The organism is Streptomyces sp. NPDC051636, from assembly GCF_044453765.1.
In the GTDB taxonomy this organism is placed as follows: Bacteria; Actinomycetota; Actinomycetes; order Streptomycetales; family Streptomycetaceae; genus Streptomyces.
This window is the reverse complement of the sequence record NZ_JBITDA010000048.1, coordinates 14,540-32,908: the sequence shown is the minus strand read 5'-3', so window position 1 is coordinate 32,908 and position 18,369 is coordinate 14,540. Positions and strand designations below refer to the sequence as shown.

13 protein-coding genes and 3 tRNA genes are annotated in these 18,369 nt (G+C 71.5%); 8 read left to right on the top strand and 8 right to left on the bottom strand.

Annotated features, from left to right (window positions below):
* Positions 1 to 63: 63 nt before the first annotated feature.
* The 3 genes from ACIBBH_RS40455 to ACIBBH_RS40445 form a co-directional block, all read right to left on the bottom strand.
* A complete protein-coding gene (locus tag ACIBBH_RS40455; RefSeq protein ID WP_399413699.1) occupies positions 64 to 282 on the bottom strand; it encodes a hypothetical protein in 219 nt (72 codons plus the stop codon).
* Between the two features lie 42 nt (positions 283 to 324).
* Positions 325 to 2,496: a molybdopterin oxidoreductase family protein gene (locus ACIBBH_RS40450; RefSeq protein WP_399413697.1), complete on the bottom strand. Its 2,172-nt coding sequence runs from the start codon at positions 2,494 to 2,496 to the stop codon at positions 325 to 327.
* 101 nt (positions 2,497 to 2,597) lie between these two features.
* Positions 2,598 to 3,275, bottom strand: a complete 678-nt coding sequence (locus ACIBBH_RS40445; protein ID WP_399413695.1) for a vancomycin high temperature exclusion protein — start codon at positions 3,273 to 3,275, stop codon at positions 2,598 to 2,600.
* A 186-nt stretch (positions 3,276 to 3,461) separates the two neighbouring features.
* Here ACIBBH_RS40445 and ACIBBH_RS40440 point away from each other — a divergent pair, with 186 nt between their 5' ends.
* From ACIBBH_RS40440 to ACIBBH_RS40420, 5 genes are all read left to right on the top strand, one after another.
* The gene (locus ACIBBH_RS40440; RefSeq protein ID WP_399413693.1) at positions 3,462 to 4,331 is read left to right on the top strand and encodes a sirohydrochlorin chelatase; all 870 of its coding nucleotides are present in this window, start codon (positions 3,462 to 3,464) and stop codon (positions 4,329 to 4,331) included.
* 73 nt (positions 4,332 to 4,404) lie between these two features.
* Positions 4,405 to 5,682, top strand: coding sequence for a deoxyguanosinetriphosphate triphosphohydrolase (locus ACIBBH_RS40435; RefSeq protein WP_399413691.1), 1,278 nt, complete (start codon positions 4,405 to 4,407; stop codon positions 5,680 to 5,682).
* Positions 5,683 to 5,816: 134 nt separating this feature from the next.
* A complete protein-coding gene (locus ACIBBH_RS40430; protein ID WP_399413689.1) occupies positions 5,817 to 7,082 on the top strand; it encodes an NAD(P)/FAD-dependent oxidoreductase in 1,266 nt (421 codons plus the stop codon).
* A gap of 107 nt (positions 7,083 to 7,189) precedes the next feature.
* Entirely contained in the window at positions 7,190 to 9,088 is a 1,899-nt protein-coding gene (dnaG, locus tag ACIBBH_RS40425; protein WP_399413686.1) for a DNA primase, read from the top strand.
* A 509-nt stretch (positions 9,089 to 9,597) separates the two neighbouring features.
* Positions 9,598 to 10,737, top strand: a complete 1,140-nt coding sequence (locus tag ACIBBH_RS40420; protein WP_399413684.1) for an RNA polymerase sigma factor — start codon at positions 9,598 to 9,600, stop codon at positions 10,735 to 10,737.
* A 47-nt stretch (positions 10,738 to 10,784) separates the two neighbouring features.
* On the opposite strand, the gene ACIBBH_RS40415 is transcribed toward ACIBBH_RS40420, so the two are convergent.
* The 4 genes from ACIBBH_RS40415 to ACIBBH_RS40400 form a co-directional block, all read right to left on the bottom strand.
* The gene (locus ACIBBH_RS40415; RefSeq protein ID WP_399413682.1) at positions 10,785 to 12,713 is read right to left on the bottom strand and encodes an ABC transporter ATP-binding protein; all 1,929 of its coding nucleotides are present in this window, start codon (positions 12,711 to 12,713) and stop codon (positions 10,785 to 10,787) included.
* Positions 12,713 to 14,446, bottom strand: coding sequence for an ABC transporter ATP-binding protein (locus tag ACIBBH_RS40410; RefSeq protein WP_399413679.1), 1,734 nt, complete (start codon positions 14,444 to 14,446; stop codon positions 12,713 to 12,715). Before ACIBBH_RS40410 ends, ACIBBH_RS40415 begins: the two co-directional genes overlap by 1 nt.
* A gap of 139 nt (positions 14,447 to 14,585) precedes the next feature.
* Positions 14,586 to 16,040, bottom strand: a complete 1,455-nt coding sequence (locus tag ACIBBH_RS40405) for an FGGY-family carbohydrate kinase (protein WP_399413677.1) — start codon at positions 16,038 to 16,040, stop codon at positions 14,586 to 14,588.
* Positions 16,041 to 16,198: 158 nt separating this feature from the next.
* Positions 16,199 to 16,522, bottom strand: coding sequence for a YtxH domain-containing protein (locus ACIBBH_RS40400; protein ID WP_399413675.1), 324 nt, complete (start codon positions 16,520 to 16,522; stop codon positions 16,199 to 16,201).
* Between the two features lie 138 nt (positions 16,523 to 16,660).
* Here ACIBBH_RS40400 and ACIBBH_RS40395 point away from each other — a divergent pair.
* The 3 genes from ACIBBH_RS40395 to ACIBBH_RS40385 all read left to right on the top strand — a co-directional run bounded on the left by ACIBBH_RS40395 (position 16,661) and on the right by ACIBBH_RS40385 (position 17,064).
* Positions 16,661 to 16,733, top strand: a tRNA-Asn gene (locus ACIBBH_RS40395).
* 5 nt (positions 16,734 to 16,738) lie between these two features.
* Positions 16,739 to 16,811 (top strand) — tRNA-Asn (locus ACIBBH_RS40390).
* A 176-nt stretch (positions 16,812 to 16,987) separates the two neighbouring features.
* A tRNA-Ile gene (locus ACIBBH_RS40385) sits at positions 16,988 to 17,064 on the top strand.
* A gap of 318 nt (positions 17,065 to 17,382) precedes the next feature.
* On the opposite strand, the gene ACIBBH_RS40380 is transcribed toward ACIBBH_RS40385, so the two are convergent.
* Positions 17,383 to 18,210 (bottom strand): VIT1/CCC1 transporter family protein, encoded by an 828-nt coding sequence (locus ACIBBH_RS40380; protein ID WP_399413673.1) that lies wholly within the window; start codon positions 18,208 to 18,210, stop codon positions 17,383 to 17,385.
* Between the last annotated feature and the right edge of the window lie 159 nt (positions 18,211 to 18,369).

Genomic DNA, 18,369 nt, shown 5'->3' with positions numbered 1-18,369 from the left:
CTCGGCCATCTCCCCAGGTGTCACACCACCACAACGACACCCACAGCCCAACAGACATGCCACTCACGAGTGAAACTGACCAAGCCCTACTAGGCCCAGTCGGCGATTCGTCATGCGGTCAAGGTGACCGGAGAGATGGATCCGCCCCAGCAGCGCCGTACCGACCGTGAAGCCGGTCTCCGCGTCGGTGAACTCCGGCCGCGGGTACGCCCGCACCGCCCCCGCGGCCCAGGCCGACACCGACGGTGGGCGCGCGGTGGCCCCGGCGGAGGACTTCGCCATCGGACATGCCATCGGTCATGGCGGCCCCCTGCCCACCCGCCCCTACGAGCGCACCGCCTCCACCCGGACCGCGCACGCCTTGAACTCCGGCATCCGCGAGGTCGGGTCCAGGGCGGGGTTGGTGAGCGTGTTGGCGCGGCCCTCGCCGGGCCAGTGGAACGGCATGAACACGGTGTCGGGGCGGATACCGGCGGTGATACGGGCCGGCGCCACCGCCCGCCCCCGCCGCGAGACCACGGCCAACGGGTCGCCCTCGGCCGCCCCGAGCCGCGCCGCCAGCCGCGGGTGCAGCTCCACGAACGGGCCGGGCGCGGCGGCGTTCAGCTCCGGCACGCGACGGGTCTGGGCACCGGACTGGTACTGGGACACCACCCGGCCGGTCGTCAGCAGCAGCGGGTACTCCTCGTCCGGCTCCTCGGCCAGCCCCCGGTGCGTCACGGCGACGAACCGGGCACGGCCGTCGTCGGTGGCGAAGCGGTCGAGGAAGAGGCGGGGGGTACCGGGGTGGGCGGTGGCCACACTCTCGTCCCGGGCCGGATCGTCTGGGCCGGCGTCCAGCGACGCGTCCTCGCCCTCGCCGATCACCTCCGCCGGCTCCGTCCCGTCCGCCACCTCCGGGCACGGCCAGAACACCCCGTTCTCCTCCGCCAGCCGCCGATACGTGATCCCCGAGTAGTCGGCGGGCCCGCCCGCGCTGGCCCGGCGCAGCTCCTCGAAGACCTCCTCGGGGTCGGTCGGGAAGCCCTTCTCCACGCCCAGCCGGGCGGCGAGCCCGTGCAGCACCTCCAGGTCGCTGCGGATGCCGTCGGGCGGGGTGACCGCCTGGCGCCGCAGGAGCACGCGGCCCTCCAGGTTGGTGGTCGTGCCGGTCTCCTCGGCCCACTGGGTGACCGGCAGGACGACGTCCGCGAGCGCCGCCGTCTCCGACAGCACGACGTCCGCCACGGCGAGGAAGTCCAGCGACCGCAGCCGCTCCTCCACGTGCGCGGCGCGCGGTGCGGACACCACCGGGTTGGAGCCCATCAGCAGCAGCGTCTTGATGTCCGTACCGAGCGCGTCCAGCAACTCGTACGCGCTGCGCCCCGGCCCCGGCAGCGAGTCGGGGTCCACGCCCCACACCTCGGCCACGTGCCGCCGCGCGGCCGGGTCGGTCAGCTTGCGGTAGCCGGGCAACTGGTCGGCCTTCTGGCCGTGTTCGCGTCCGCCCTGTCCGTTGCCCTGCCCGGTCAGGCAGCCGTACCCGGACAGCGGGCGGCCCGCGCGGCCGGTGGCCAGGCACAGGTTGATCCAGGCGCCCACCGTGTCGGTGCCCTTGGACTGCTGCTCGGGCCCGCGCGCGGTGAGCACCATCGCGTTCTCCGGCTCGCAGAACATCCGAACCGCTTCCCGGAGCTGGGGAACGGACACCCCCGTGATCCGCTCCACGTACTCCGGCCAGTGCGCCATCGCCGCCGCCCGGGCCTCTTCCCAGCCGACCGTGCGCTCGCGGATGTAGTCCTCGTCGGTGCGGCCCTCGGCCACCACCAGGTGCAGCAGGCCCAGCGCCAGCGCTAGATCGGTGCCGGGGCGGGGCGCGAGGTGCAGGTCGGCCTGCTCGGCGGTCTTCGTGCGGCGCGGGTCGATGACGATCAGCGTGCCGCCGTTGTCGCGCAGTTCGCTGAAGAAGCGCAGCGACGGCGGCATGGTCTCCGCGAGGTTGGAGCCGACCAGGATCACGCAGCCCGTCTTCGGGATGTCCTCAAGAGGGAACGGCAGCCCCCGGTCCAGCCCGAACGCCTTCGTCCCCGCCGCGGCGGCCGACGACATGCAGAAGCGGCCGTTGTAGTCGATCTGCGAGGTGCCCAGCACCACGCGCGCGAACTTGCCGAGCGCGTACGCCTTCTCGTTCGTCAGCCCGCCCCCGCCGAAGACGCCGCAGGCGTCCCGGCCGAACCGCTCCCGCGCGCCGGACAGCGCTCCGGCGATCCGGTCGAGCGCCTCCTCCCAGGAGGCGGGCACCAGCTCACCCCCGGACCGCACCAACGGCGAGGTCAGCCGCACCCCGGAGGACAGCAGCACCGGGGCCGTCCGTCCCTTGCCGCACAGCGCTCCCCGGTTCACCGGGAAGTCCGGCCGCTCGGTCACCTCGACGCCCCCTCCCGGCGCGGGCGACACGTTCATCCCGCACTGCAGGGCGCAGTACGGGCAGTGGGTGGGCGTCGAGGTGGTCTTCATAGTGCCCAGCGTGCTTCATACGTGTTACGTGCCGTGACAGTCCCCTGTTACACGGCCGGGACGGTGACCTCCCCGCCGCCGTCCGGCCGCCGTGAGGCGCCTCACCGGCCGCTCGCCAGGGCCCGGGTCACCCCCGTCTCCTTCGGCCCGAGGAAGCGGGGATCCGGCTTGAACACGGCGTCCAGGGCTGCCTTGCCCGCCGCGAAGACCTCGCGGGTGCCACCGTAGTACCAGGTGACGTCGTGCTTGGCGTCGACGCCGACGCCGTAGGAGTCGATGCCGGCCGCCTGGCAGAGGGCGACCGCGCGGCGGATGTGGAAGCCCTGGCTGACCAGGACGGCCCGGTCGACGCCGAAGATCTTCTTCGCGCGGACGCAGGAGTCCCAGGTGTCGAAGCCGGCGTAGTCCCTGACGACGCGGGAGCCGGGGACGCCCCGCCTGGTCAGGTACGCGCGCATGGCGTCCGGCTCGTCGTAGTCCTTCCGGCTGTTGTCGCCGGTGACCAGGACCACCCTCACCCGGCCCGCGCGGTACAGCTTCACCGCCGCGTCCAGCCGGTGCGCGAGGTACGGCGACGGCTCGCCGTCCCACAGCCCCGCCCCGAAGACGACGGCGACCTCGGTGCGCGGCACGTCCGCCGTGTCCCGCAGCCGGTCGGCCGTCGACACGAACAGCCAGGTCGCCGGAAGCAGCGCCAGCACGCACCCGGCCACCACGGCCTGCACCAGCCGGCGCCGGCCCGCGCGGGTGCGCGGCAGCCGCGGTCGACGGATCTTCATACGGTCCCCCTGTCGGTTTCGAGGAGGAGGACGCGGGGCGCGGTGATCCGGTTCGCCCGTACGTGTGAGGTACGGCTCACCCGGCCGGCATCTCACACGACCGGCGCCCCCGCCGTGAAGCCCCGGAAAAAATAACCGACACGACCGTGCAACGGCGGCGCAACCTCCTGCCGCGAGGATCCATGCATGACGGCGTCGAACCCTCCTCGCGACGAGTCCCGCATCCACCTCGACAGCACGGCGCACATCATGACCAGCATCAGCAGCCAGCTCGCCAGCCAGCTCAGTCTCGTCTCGCTGGACGGCAGGCGCCGCCCCGGCCCGCCCGCCCTGGTCTGCGTGGCGCACGGCAGCCGAGACCCGCGCGCGCTGAACACCGTGCGCGCCCTCATGGAGCGGGTACGGGAACTGCGCCCCGGCCTGCCCGTGCACCTTGGCCACATCGAGCTGAACGCGCCCCTGCTGCCCGACACCCTCGCCGCCCTCGGCGACGGCCCGGCCGTACTCGTACCGCTGCTGCTCACCCGCGGCTACCACGTCAAGCAGGACATCCCCGAGATGGCGGCCGCCGCGACCGCACGCACGCGTGTGGCCGCACCGCTCGGCCCGCACCCCCTCCTGGTGGAGACCCTGTACGACCGCCTGGTGGAGGCCGGCTGGCGCACGGGACCGGACGAGGCCACCCGCCGGGTGAGCGGCGTCGTCCTCGCCGCCGCCGGCTCCCGCGACCCCGACTCCGCGACCGACACCCGCCGCACGGCCCGGCTCCTCGCCGACCGCCTCGGCGTCCCCGTCGTCCCCGCCTACGCCTCCGCCGCGACGCCGACCGTAGCCACGGCCGTACGCGCCCTTGCCGCCCGGGGCCGCCACCGGGTGGCCGTCGCCTCCTGCTTCACCGCCCCCGGCCGCTTCGCCACCGAGTGCGCCGAGGCGGCCCCCTGGATCGCCTCGGCCCCCCTGGGCGCCCACCCGGCGATGGCCCGCCTGATCCTGCACCGCTACGACCAGACGATGGCAACCCCGGTGACGACGGAACCGGCACTGGCGTCGGCTTGAAAGCAGGGGTGCGGGCAGACCCCCCGGCACCGGGCAACGCCCGATTGTCACTGCCGACGCTTACTGTCGATTCATGGCAGTCCCCGAACCCCCGCCCGGCTACGACCCGGCGTCAGCCGACCGCTGGGCCCCCGAGCCGGACAAACGCCCAGGCCGCACCGCCTTCCAGCGAGACCGCGCACGCGTACTGCACTCCGCCGCGCTACGAAGGCTCGCCGGCAAGACCCAGGTGGTCACCCCGGGCGAGCCCACCCAGGCGGCCTGGGACGCCAGCCCCCGCACCCGCCTCACCCACTCCCTGGAGTGCGCTCAGGTAGGCCGGGAGCTCGGCGCGGCCCTGGGCTGTGACCCCGACCTGGTCGAGGCGGCCTGCCTCTCCCACGACCTGGGCCACCCGCCCTTCGGGCACAACGGCGAACAGGCCCTGAACGAGTTCGCCGACGACTGCGGCGGTTTCGAGGGCAACGCCCAGTCCCTCAGGCTCCTCACCCGCATCGAGCCCAAGCGCTTCACCGCCCGGGGCTCCGTCGGCCTCAACCTCACCCGCGCCGCCCTGGACGCCGCCACCAAGTACCCCTGGCCGCGCGGCGCCCACCCCACCGACCCGGCGTCCGGCAAGTTCGGGGTGTACGAGGACGACCGGCCGGTCTTCGACTGGGTGCGCAAGGAGGCCCCCGGCACGCGCACGTGCTTCGAGGCCCAGGTCATGGACTGGGCGGACGACGTGGCGTACTCGGTGCACGACGTCGAGGACGGCCTGCACGCCGGCCACATCGACCCGGACTGCCTGCAGGCCGAAGGGGAACGGCAGGAGGTGTTCGCGGTCGCCATCGGCCGGTACGTGCCCGCGGACACCGACCCCGCCGAACTCGCCGAGGCCCTGGACCGGCTCCTGGACCAGGAGTGGTGGCCGCACGGGTACGACGGCACGGCGGCCGCCCAGGCCCGCCTGAAGGACGCCACCAGCCAGCTCATCGGCCGCTTCTGCCTGGCCGCCGAGGGCGCCACGCGGGAGGCGTACGGCAGCGGCCGGCTCACCCGGTACGGCGCCGAACTCGTCGTACCGCGCTCCGCCCGCATGGAGTGCGCGGTCCTCAAGGCGGTGGCCGACCAGTACGTGATGCGGCGAGCCGAACAGGAGCGGCTCCGCGCCGACCAGCGGATCGTCGTCGCCGAACTCGCCGAGGCGCTCACCGCCCGCGCCCCCGACGGCCTGGACCCGCAGTTCCGCTCGCTCTTCGACGCGGCCGGCGACGACCACGCCCGCAAGCGGGTGATCGTCGACCAGATCGCCTCCCTCACCGACGCCTCCGCCCGCTCGTTGCACGCGAGACTGACGGGACGCCGGTGAGAAGAATGTGACCCTCCGTGGCCTGATCGGGCCACTACCCCTTCCCGCATCACGCTCAGTGCGGGACGCTCATGTGGCGGCACCCGCAGTGTTATCCGGGGGACACCCCCCGGACCCCTGGCAGGAGGCATCAAGTGGTCGACGCGGATCAGACGTTCGTCATCGTCGGAGGAGGCCTGGCCGGCGCCAAGGCGGCCGAGACGCTCCGGGCGGAGGGCTTCACCGGCCGGGTGATACTGATCTGCGACGAACGCGACCACCCCTACGAACGCCCGCCGCTGTCCAAGGGCTACCTGCTGGGCAAGGAGGAGCGCGACAGCGTCTTCGTGCACGAGCCGGCCTGGTACGCGCAGAACGACATCGAACTGCACCTCGGCCAGACCGTCGACCGGATCGACCGCGCCGCGAAGACGGTCCACTTCGGTGACGACGGCACCCTCGTCCACTACGACAAGCTGCTTCTGGCCACCGGCGCGGAGCCCCGCCGCCTCGACATCCCCGGCACCGGCCTCGCAGGCGTCCACCACCTGCGCCGCCTCGCCCACGCCGAACGGCTCAAGGGCGTACTCGCCGCGCTCGGCCGGGACAACGGGCACCTCGTGATCGCGGGCGCCGGCTGGATCGGCCTGGAGGTGGCGGCGGCGGCCCGCGAGTACGGCGCGGAGGTCACCGTCGTCCAGTCCTCGCCGACCCCGTTGCACGGAGTGCTGGGCCCCGAGATCGGGCAGCTCTTCGCCGAGCTGCACCGCGAGCACGGAGTCCGCTTCCACTTCGGCACCAGGCTGACGGAGATCATCGGGCAGGACGGCATGGTCCTGGCCGCCCGCACGGACGACGGCGAGGAACATCCGGCCCACGACGTCCTGGCCGCGATCGGCGCGGCCCCGCGGGTCGCTCTCGCGGAGGCCGCCGGCCTTCGGATCGCCGACCGGGCGCACGGCGGCGGCATCGTGGTCGACGAACAGCTGCGCACCTCCGACCCCGACATCTACGCGGCCGGCGACGTCGCCTCCTTCCACCACGCCCTCTTCGGCTCCCGGCTGCGCGTGGAGCACTGGGCCAACGCGCTGAACGGCGGCCCGGCGGCCGCCCGCTCCATGCTCGGCCGCGAGGTGAAGTACGACCGCGTGCCCTACTTCTTCTCCGACCAGTACGACCTGGGGATGGAGTACAGCGGGTGGGCGCCACCGGGGTCGTACGACCAGGTGGTGATCCGGGGGGACGCGGGCAAACGGCAGTTCATCGCGTTCTGGGTGAAGGAGGGCAGGGTGCTCGCCGGGATGAACGTGAATGTCTGGGATGTCACGGACCCCGTCCAGCGGCTGATCCGCTCCCGGGCCCAGGTGGACACCGAGGCCTTGGCGGACCCGCGTATTCCGCTCGAAAGCCTCACCTCATAGGAGTCAGTCCGTCCCCGTGCCGCAATTCCCCAGGAGGGGACCCCCGGGAGCCCCGGCCGGGTGCCTCACGCCCCAGGAGTGTCAGTCCGGCCCCGTAGAATCACCACGTGGCAGGACGGATCAACGACGAGGACGTGAAGGCGGTACGGGACGCGGTCCCGATCGACGCCGTCGTGTCCGAGTACCTCCAGCTGCGCAACGCGGGCGGCGGCAACCTGAAGGGACTCTGCCCCTTCCACGACGAGAAGTCACCGTCCTTCCAGGTCAGCCCGGGCAAGGGCCTCTTCCACTGCTTCGGCTGCCAGGAGGGCGGCGACACCATCACGTTCGTGATGAAGGTCGACCACCTCTCCTTCTCGGAGGCGGTCGAGCGCCTCGCGGCCCAGGCCGGCATCACGCTGCGCTACGAGGAGGGCGGGTACAACCCCTCCCACCAGCGCGGTGAACGCATCCGCCTGGTCGAGGCGCACAAGATCGCCGCCCAGTGGTACGCGGAGCAGCTCGCCACCAGCCCCGAGGCCGAGACCGGCCGGGTCTTCCTGGCCGAGCGCGGCTTCGACCAGGCCGCCGCCCTCCACTTCGGCGTCGGCTACAGCCCCCAGGGTTGGGACCACCTCACCCGCTACCTGCGCGGCAAGGGCTTCACCGACAAGGAGCTGCTCCTCTCCGGCCTCTCCCAGGAAGGCCGCCGCGGCCCCATCGACCGCTTCCGGGGCCGCCTGATGTGGCCGATCCGGGACATCGGCGGCGAGGTGGTCGGCTTCGGCGCGCGCAGACTCTACGAGTCGGACAACGGCCCCAAGTACCTCAACACCCCCGACACGGCGATCTACCGGAAGAGCCAGGTCCTGTACGGCATCGACCTGGCGAAGAAGGAGATCGCCAAGACCTCCCGCGCGGTGGTGGTCGAGGGCTACACGGACGTCATGGCCTGCCACCTCGCCGGGGTCACGACCGCGATCGCGACCTGCGGCACGGCCTTCGGCGGCGACCACATCAAGATCCTGCGCCGCCTGCTGATGGACAACGGCAGCGCCCGCGTGATCTTCACCTTCGACGGAGACGCGGCCGGGCAGAAGGCGGCCCTGCGCGCCTTCGAGGACGACCAGAAGTTCGCCGCCGAGACCTACATCGCCATCGCGCCCGACGGCATGGACCCCTGTGACCTGCGCCTGGCCAAGGGCGACGAGGCGGTCGCCGACCTGGTCGAACCCCGCACCCCGCTCTTCGAGTTCGCGCTGCGCCAGGTCGTGAGCCGCTACGACCTGAACACCCCCGCGGGCCGCGCGGCGGCCCTCGACGAGGCGGCCCCGATCGTCGCCCGCATCAAGAACAGCGGCGCCCAGCACGAGGTCGCCGTCGAGCTGGCCGGGATGCTCGGCATCCTGGACACCCAGTTCGTGGTCAAGCGGGTCGCCCAGCTGGCCCGTTGGGCCCGCGACCGGGGCGGCAGGGGCCCCGCACCGGCGGCCTCGCAGCGCCCGCCGCAGGAGTACGCGGCCGTACGAGTCCCCTCCGGGCCCGCGCTGAACCTCCGCAACCCGGTGTACGCCACGGAGCGCGAGCTGCTGAAACTCGCCCTCCAGCGCCCGGAGCTGGTGTCCCCCGCGTTCGACGCGTACGGCATCGACGAGTTCACCGCCCCGCCCTACGCTGCGGTGCGCCAGGCCATCATGGACGCGGGCGGCGTCGAACACGGCACGCAGGACCCCCAGGAGTACCTGGTCCGCGTCCGCGAGGCGGCCCCCGACGACACGGTCCGCGCGATGGTCACGGAGCTGGCGGTCGAGGCGATCCTGCGCCGCACGGTCGACGAGGCCTACGCGGGCGACCAGCTCGTCACGGTCCGCCGCCGTGCCGTCGAGCGCCGCATCCGCGACATCCAGTCCACGCTCGCCCGCCTCGCCCACGGCGACCCGGCCCGGCTGGCCGCCGTGCAGAACGAGTTGTGGGTCCTCCAGCAGTACGACCAGGCACTGCGCGAGCAGGGGGCGGCGGCGTTGTAGGGACGGCTTCGGGCTACTGCCCGGACCGCGTGATCCCGACGTGCTCGAGCAACTGGCGCCGGCCCCCGACGAGGGAGCGAAACAGCTCGCCCTGCATCATCCGGGTGTCGCGCATCGCCCGTAGGAACTCCGTGTCATGGCGCTGGTGATCCCGCAGAGCCGCCGCGTCGATCTCCGCGGTCTAGGCAAGGTGCCGCGTGACCGCCTGCTGCTTCTCCACCTGGTCGGCCAGCGACTCCACTACGTCCACTCGCTGTCGTAGCTCATCGAGCCCGCCCATGCCGCCCCTCCTGGCTCACAGCGCACGGTGTCCACCGGGGAAAGGACCTGGATAACCGCCCCGTCACGGACCGACCGCAAAAAGTCACCGCAAGCCCCTCGTGGCGGCGATGTGTCTTACCCCACACTGGGGTGCGGTGCCTGAGTCCTTGGAGCGCGGCCGATCCGTCCCCCACGGATCCGACCCCCGCGGTTCCGCTCAGCAGCGATCATCCTGGAGGTCGCCCCCCGTGCAGACCCAGACCCTCACACAGACCGACAGCGGTACGACGAACGAGCCGGACGCCGAGAGCGACGTCCTCGCGGCCATGCCCCAGCAGAGTCGCGCCGCGCGCCACCCGGAGACGGACGCGGAGCCGGAGCCGGTGGAGCCGCCCGTGGAGGTGCTCACCGCGGAGCCCGCCGAAGCACCGGAACCCGTCGAGGCCCCGGCGTCAGCCGCCCGCGCCGATACCAGCGGCCCCTCCTCGGACCTCTTCCGCCAGTACCTGCGCGAGATCGGCCGGATCCCGCTGCTCACCGCGGCCGAGGAGGTCGAGCTGGCCCGCCGGGTGGAGGCCGGCCTGTTCGCCGAGGAGAAGCTGAGCGACACCCCCGACCTGGACGAGCAGCTCGCCCTCGACCTGGACAAACTGGTCGTGATGGGCCGGATGGCCAAGCGCCGGCTCATCGAGGCCAACCTGCGGCTCGTCGTCTCCGTCGCCAAGCGGTACGTCGGACGCGGTCTGACCATGCTGGACCTGGTCCAGGAGGGCAACCTCGGGCTCATCCGGGCCGTGGAGAAGTTCGACTACGCCCGCGGCTACAAGTTCTCCACGTACGCGACCTGGTGGATCCGCCAGGCCATGTCCCGCGCCCTCGCCGACCAGGCCCGCACCATCCGCGTCCCCGTGCACGTCGTCGAGCTCATCAACCGGGTCGTGCGCGTGCAGCGCCGGATGCTCCAGGAGCGCGGGTACGAACCGACCCCCGAAGAGGTCGCCGCCCACCTCGACCTGCCGCCCGAGCGGGTCGGCGAGGTGCTCCGCCTCGCGCAGGAGCCGGTGTCGTTGCACGCGCCGGTGGGGGAGGAGGACGACGTGGCGCTGGGCGACCTGATCGAGGACGGCGACGCCACCAGCCCGGTCGAGTCGGCCGCCTTCCTGCTGCTCAGGGAGCACCTGGAGGCCGTCCTCTCCACTCTCGGCGAGCGCGAGCGCAAGGTCGTACAGCTGAGGTACGGACTGGCGGACGGGCGTCCGCGCACGCTGGAGGAGATAGGCCGCATCTTCGGTGTGACACGGGAACGCATCCGGCAGATCGAGTCGAAGACACTGAACAAGCTGCGGGACCACACCTTCGCGGACCAGCTGCGCGGCTACCTGGACTGAGGAGAGGGGGCCGCCCCTGACGAGCGGCCCCCCCGGAAACGCAGGACTCAGTCGACCTCGGCCACCGCCTGCGCGAACTGCGCCTTGTACAGCCGGGCATAGGCGCCGTCCGCGGCCAGCAGCTCCGCGTGGGCGCCCTGTTCGACGATCGAGCCGTTCTCCATGACGAGAATCGTGTCCGCGTCCCGGATGGTCGACAGCCGGTGGGCGATCACGAACGACGTCCGCCCGTGCGCCAGCTTGGCCATCGCCTTCTGGATCAGCACCTCGGTCCGGGTGTCGACGGAGCTCGTCGCCTCGTCCAGTACCAGGATCACCGGGTCGGACAGGAACGCCCGCGCGATGGTGATGAGCTGCTTCTCACCGGCGCTGACCCCGCTGCCCTCGTCGTCGATCACGGTGTCGTAGCCGTCGGGGAGGGTGCGGATGAACCGGTCCGCGTGGGCCGCCCGCGCCGCCTCCTCGATCTCCCCGCGGGTGACCTCCCGCGCCGCCCCGTACGCGATGTTCTCCGCGATGGTGCCGCCGAACAGCCAGGTGTCCTGCAGCACCATGCCGATCCCGGCCCGCAGCTCCTCCCGGGACATCCTCGCGATGTTCACGCCGTCGAGGGTGATGCGCCCGCCGGTGACGTCGTAGAACCGCATGAGGAGGTTGACCAGCGTGGTCTTGCCCGCTCCGGTCGGTCCGACGATCGCGACCGTCTGCCCGGGCTCGACCTTCAGCGTCAGGTCCTCGATCAGCGGCTTCTCGGGGTCGTAGCGGAACGACACGTGCTCGAGCGCCACCCGCCCGCGCAGCTCCGCGGGCTTCTCGGCCACCACCGGATCCGGCTCCTGCTCCTCCGCGTCCAGGAGTTCGAAGATCCGCTCGGCCGAGGCGACGCCCGACTGCACCAGGTTGGCCATCGAGGCGACCTGGGTCAGCGGCATCGAGAACTGCCGGGAGTACTGGATGAAGGCCTGCACATCACCGATGGACAGCGCGCCGGACGCGACCCGCAGACCGCCGACGACCGCCACCAGCACGTAGTTCAGGTTCGACACGAACATCATCAGCGGCTGCATGACCCCGCTGTTGAACTGCGCCTTGAAACCGGCCTCGTAGAGCGCCTCGTTCTGCTCGGCGAACTGCTGCGCCGACTCGTCCTGCCGCCCGAACACCTTCACCAGGGTGTGCCCGGTGTACATCTCCTCCACGTGCGCGTTCAGCTTGCCGGTGGAGCGCCACTGCTGCACGAAGTGCGGCTGCGACCGCTTGCCGACCCGGGTGGCCACGACGAACGACAGCGGCACGGTGACCAGCGCGACCAGGGCGAGCAGCCAGGACACCCAGAACATCATCGCCAGGACGCCGATGATGCTCAGCACCGAGTTGATCAGCTGGCCCATCGACTGCTGGAGCGTCTGGCCGATGTTGTCGATGTCGTTGGTGGCGCGGGAGAGCACCTCGCCGCGCTGGCGCTTGTCGAAGTACGACAGCGGCAGCCGCGACAGCTTCGTCTGCACGTCCTCGCGCATCCGGTACATCGTGCGGTTGACGGCCCGGTTCACCAGCCGCGTCGCCACCGCCATCAGCAGGCCGGCCACGAGGAACGTACCGAGCGCGAAGATCAGGACGTTCCCGACGGCGCCGAAGTCGATGCCCTTGCCCGGGGTGAAGTCGGTGCTCTTGAGCATGTCCGCGACGGAGCCCTGCCCCCGCTCGCGCATGGAGTCGAGCACCTGCTCCTTGGTGGCCCCGGCAGGCATCTGCCGCCCGATGATGCCCGCGAAGACCAGGTCGGTCGCCTTGCCGAGGATCTTCGGGCCGATCACGTTGAGGGTGACGCTGACGACGACGCACAGCAGCAGCCCGTAGATGGTGACCCGTTCGGGCCTGAACCGGGCGACGAGCCGTTTGCCCGACCCCTTGAAGTCCATCGACTGCTGGTCGGGGCCGCCCCCGGCCATTATGCGTCCCATGGGCCCTGCCATCAGGCGGCCTCCGCTTCCGTCAGCTGGGAGAGCACGATCTCCTGGTAGGTCTCGTTGTCCGCCATCAGCTCGTGATGCCGGCCGGTGCCGACGACCCGGCCCTCGTCCAGGACCACGATCCGGTCGGCGTCCCGGATGGTCGCCACACGCTGGGCGACGATCACGACGGTCGCCTCCGCCGTCTCGCGGGCCAGCGCCGCACGCAGGGCCGCGTCGGTGGCGTAGTCGAGCGCGGAGAAGGAGTCGTCGAAGAGGTATATCTCCGGGCGCTGCACGAGGGTGCGGGCGATCGCGAGCCGCTGGCGCTGGCCGCCGGAGACGTTCGTGCCGCCCTGGGCGATGGGCGCGTTCAGCCCACCCTCCAGCTTCCGCACGAAGTCCCCGGCCTGCGCCACCTCCAGCGCGTGCCACAGCTCCTCGTCGGTGGCGTCCGGGTTGCCGTACCGCAGGTTGGTGGCCACCGTGCCCGCGAACAGGTACGGCTTCTGCGGCACCAGTCCGACCGTCTTCGCCAGCAGCTTGGGGCCGACCTCCCGGACGTCCACGCCGTCCACGAGCACCTCGCCCTCCGTGGCGTCGAACAGCCGCGGGACCAGTCCGAGCAGCGTCGACTTGCCGCTGCCGGTGGAGCCGATCACGGCGGTGGTCTCGCCCGGCAGAGCCACCAGGTCGACGGCCTTCAGCACCGGCTCCTCGGCACCCGGGTAGCGGAAGCCCGCGCCGCGGATCTCCAGATGCCCGTGCCGGCGCAGCTCGACGACGGGCGCCGCCGGCGGCACCACGCTGGAGTCGGTGTCGAGGACCTCCTGGATGCGCTCGGCGCACACCTCCGCGCGCGGCACCATCATGAACATGAAGGTGGCCATCATCACGGACATGACGATCTGCATCAGATAGGAGAGGAACGCGGTCAGGTCGCCGATCGCCATCCCGCCGCTGTCGATGCGGTGCGCGCCGAACCACACGACCGCGATCGATGACAGGTTCACCACCGTCATCACGATCGGGAACATCAGCGCGAGCATCCGCCCGGTGGCCATCTGCATCTCGGTGAGGTCGCTGTTCGCCTTCCGGAAGCGGCCCTCCTCGTACTCGTCCCGGACGAAGGCCCGGATGACCCGGTTGCCGGTGATCTGCTCGCGCAGCACCCGGTTCACCGTGTCCAGCCGCACCTGCATGGACCGGAACACCGGATGCAGCCGCCGCACGATCAGCGTCACGGAGATGCCCAGCACCGGCACGACCGCGACCAGCACCCCGGACAGCGGCACGTCCAGCCCGAGCGCCAGCACGATACCGCCGACGCACATGATGGGCGCCGACACCATCAGGGTGAACGTCATCAGGGCCAGCATCTGGACCTGCTGTACGTCATTGGTGGTACGGGTGATGAGCGAGGGCGCCCCGAAGTGGCCCACCTCACGCGCGGAGAAGGACTGCACGCGGTCGAAGACGGCGGCCCGCACGTCCCGGCCGAGCGCCGACGCGGTCCGGGCACCGTAGTACACGGCGCCGATGTTGCACACGACCTGTGCCAGCGAGATGCCGACCATCAGGGCGCCGAAGGAGAGGATGTAACCGGTGTCACCCTTCACGACACCCTCGTCGATGATGTCGGCGTTCAGGGTGGGCAGGTAGAGGGTGGCGCAGGTCTGCAGGAACTGCAGCGCCACCAGTACGGCTATGGGTTTCTTGTAGGGCCTGAGACAGGCCCGAAGAAGTCGTATGAGCACGCTACGTCTCTCGGAGTCGGCGAAGGGGCGGACGGTTGCCCCTGGCCCCTATCGTCGAACACTCCACCCGCGTTACCTCAACCGATTAAGCCAACAGCGGGGCGCTCCACGGCCTTGCGGCTCCGGGCGGTCGCGCCCGTCACGAGCGGAACGCCCCCGGATGGGTCTGCTCCCGCACCGACACGAACTGCTGCCGCACGGCCTGCCCCACCGCCAGCTCCTCGCCGGGCTCCAGCACCTGCGCGGCCGCGCCCTGCCAGGCCGGCGGCGTGCGCGGGTCGAGGGTGCCCTGGGAGACGCCGAGCGCCCAGGCGGCCTGCCGGGCGGCGCCGATCGCCGCGTAGTCGGCGGGCTGCGGTACGACGACCTGCGCGCCGAACAGCGCGGGCGCCGCGGCCTGCACGGCGGGCAGCTCGGCGGCCCCTCCCAGCAGGAAGATCCGCCGCACGTCCACGCCCCGGCCGCGCAGCACGTCGAGCGCGTCCGCGAGCCCGCACAGCATGCCCTCGAACGCGGCCCGTGCCAGGTGCTCGGGCTTCATGGACTCGCGGCGCAGCCCGGCCAGGGTGCCTGCGGTGTGCGGGAGGTTCGGCGTCCGCTCGCCCTCCAGATACGGCAGCATGACCAGCCCGTGCGATCCCGGCGTCGACTTCATCGCCAGGTCGGACAGGCTCTCCAGGTCGGGAAGGCCGAGGAGTTCCGCGGTGCCGCGCAGGGTCCGTACCGCGTTCAGGGTGGTGACGACCGGCAGGTGCATGCCGGTGGCGTCGGCGAGCGAGGTGATCATCCCGCTCTGGTCGACGAGCGCCTCCGGGTGGACGGCCATCACGGACCCGGACGCCCCCAGGGACACCACGGCGTCCCCGAGCCCCAGGCCGAGACCGAAGGCGGCGGCCATCGTCTCGCCGGTCCCGGCGGAGATCAGCAGCCCCTCCGGCGTCGTACCGGCCGCGTCGGACGGGCCGATCACCTCCGGCAGCATGGCCTGGTGGCCGAGCGCCAGCTCGACCAGGTCGGGCCGGTAGCCGCCGGTGGCCGCGGACCAGTACCCGGTACCGGAGGCGCCACCGCGGTCGGTGGTTCTCCGCACGGGCCGCCCGAGCAGCTGCCAGACGAGCCAGTCGTGGGCCTGGAGCAGTACGGCCGTCCGCCGGGCGTTCTCGGGCTCACTCTTGGCGAGCCAGCGCAGCTTGGTCACCGGCTGGGCGGCCTGCGGCACACAGCCCACCGCCTGCGCCCACGCCTCGCGCCCACCGAGCGCGTCGACCAGGTCGGCCGCCGCGACCTGCGCCCGCTTGTCGGCGCCGACCATCGCGGGGCGCACCGTGGCGCCCTGCGCGTCGAGCGGGATCAGCGCGTTCTGCTGGGCGGACACGCCGATGGCCTGCACACCTTCCAGCAGCCCGCCGCCGGCCGCCTCGCCCAGGGACAGCAGCCAGGCCTGCGGATCCACGTCGCTGGGCCGCGGCCCGCCCTCCGGCGCCTCGACCGGATGCGGCGCATACCCCTGCCTCAGCACGGCCCCTGTGTCCGTGTCACAGACGACGATGCGAGTGAAATCGGGCGAGCTGTCCAACCCGGCGACTATCCCCATGCCTCAAATTCTGCCGTAGCGCTGCGCTTGCTTTGGCCGTGGGCGCCTTCTCGCCGTCGGGATGGCCGTGGTTCGGAGGGTGCGGGCTGTGTGTGGCCGGCCGCGCGGTTCCCCGTGCCCCTGAGCGAGCGGCTCCGCGCGGCACGGACGAGGAACCGCTAGGTGTTGCTGGTGCCCCAGTCGTCCTCGCCGCCGCCGTGGCCGTTGTGGTGACGCAGCGAGCGGACCCGGTGGGCGACCGCTTCGGGGACGCGGTCGCCGACCTTGTCGCTCATCGTGTGCAGGGCCTTGCCCGCGAACTCCCGCCCCTGCTGGGCCGCGGTCTCGGCGGTGTTGCGGACGGCCGGGTTCTGCGCGATCTGCCGAGCGGACTTCTTCAGTGTCTCGTAGCGCTCGCGTCCGGCCTTCGTGCCCAGGATGTAACCCAGGGCGAGGCCGGCGACGAACGTCAGCCGGTAGCGCATGACGACCACCCTTCCCATGCGTAGCTCTCGTGCGGCTTCGGCGCCGGGGAGTACCGATTGGCGGAGCACCCCCCTGCTTGCGCTAATGTATGTGTCGCAGCGAGCGGGCGCCCCCTGGCGAATACCCAGGTAGGTACGTTCGATGCAACGAGGCATTCCTCCGTAGCTCAATTGGCAGAGCAGCCGGCTGTTAACCGGCAGGTTACTGGTTCGAGTCCAGTCGGGGGAGCTCGGTCCTCCGTAGCTCAATTGGCAGAGCAGCCGGCTGTTAACCGGCAGGTTACTGGTTCGAGTCCAGTCGGGGGAGCATGCTGAACGAGGACCCCGCGGGGTCCTTTTTCATGTCCGGGGGAACCGCCGCGCCCGCGCCGAAGTCTCAAGGTCACGAAGGACCGCGGGAAGCCGACCATCCGAGGCAGGAGATCGTATGAGCGGCTATGCTGCGGCAGACGGCGCGCACACATGTACGCGACACGCCGCTATGGGGCGGTAGCTCAGCCGGTTAGAGCAGCGGACTCATAATCCGTCGGCCGTGGGTTCGAGTCCCACCCGCCCCACCATGCAGGTCGCTGACCTGCGGAAACGTCTCAGCAGGGGTGCGGATTCAGGACTTTGGGCCAACGGACTGAATCCGCTGCTCGCGAGTTCAACAGCGATGCGGTGATCCGTAGTTGGGCGCTTCGCTGACCTGCGGTTATGGATCGTTCGGTTGCTCTCCCGGGCTGGAGCGGACGGTCTGAGCGGCGCGCGAGGGCGGTATTCGGGACGCTGATGGGACGCAGGGAATCGGAAGTGGCTGCCTCGGGCCCATCCTGTCGACGCTGGCCATGGGGAGACAGCGGAAGGCGTCGGTGGCGGCAGACGGGGGTGCCGACTGATCAGGCCAGCGAGGTGCCGACCAGCCGTCCGAGCGTGAATGTCACACCGGCGGCGGCTGTCAGTACCACCAGCTGACGCACCGCTCCTCGCACCACGCCGCGCTGCGAGGAGCGGGACAGCACGCCGCCGACGACCGCCGCCGCCAGCGCGGTGGCCACCGTCGACCCCCACACGGCCGCCTCTCCCCGCGACAGGAACCAGGGCAGCAGCGGGACGGCGGCTCCGAGTGCGAACAGCACCAAGGAGAAGGCAGCTGCGATCTTCGGGCTGCCGGGTTCATCGGGATTGATGCCCAGCAGCGCGCGGGAGACCACCCGTAGTCGGCCGTCCTTATGGCCGAGGACATCGCTCGCCGCGCGCGCAGCGGAATCGGGCCGGTACCCGCTGCGGACGAACTCCTCCCGCAGGCGCCGTTCCACGCTGCTCGGGCTCTGGCTCAGAAGGTCACGCATCGCCGCCAGCACGCCACGGGTGAGCTCTACCTGGGTGAGGACCGATATCCACTCCCCGGCCGCCATGGAGAAGGCGCCGGCGACCAGGCTGGCGAGGCCGGCGAGCTGGACGGCGTCGGGTGAGGCGCTCGCCCCCGCGAGTCCGAGTACCAGACACAGATTGGTGACCAGCCCATCGTTGCACGCCGAGCACCGCCGCCCGGGCGCCGCCCTGGCCGAGCTGGTGACTGCGCTGCGCCAGGCGGCGCTCTGCGGCGTCCGCGTCCTGGTCGGTGTCGGGGCTGTACGGCGGCGCGTCCTTCGAGGGCTGCATGGCGTCTCCGAGCGGGAGGGGGAAGTCGCGGCAGATGATAACTGACATTGATAGTCACTCATCTTGACTGAATCCCGCCCTGCCTGGTGGCGCAGGCCCGCCCCCAGGTCCTGGCCCCCGCCTCGGGTGCCCGCGCTCTTCGAGGCTGTCGGGTGGGTTGCGGGTGACTCCACGGCCCTCTTGCGGCGTGATCTTGCCTGTCCCGCCGGGGCGGGAATAGG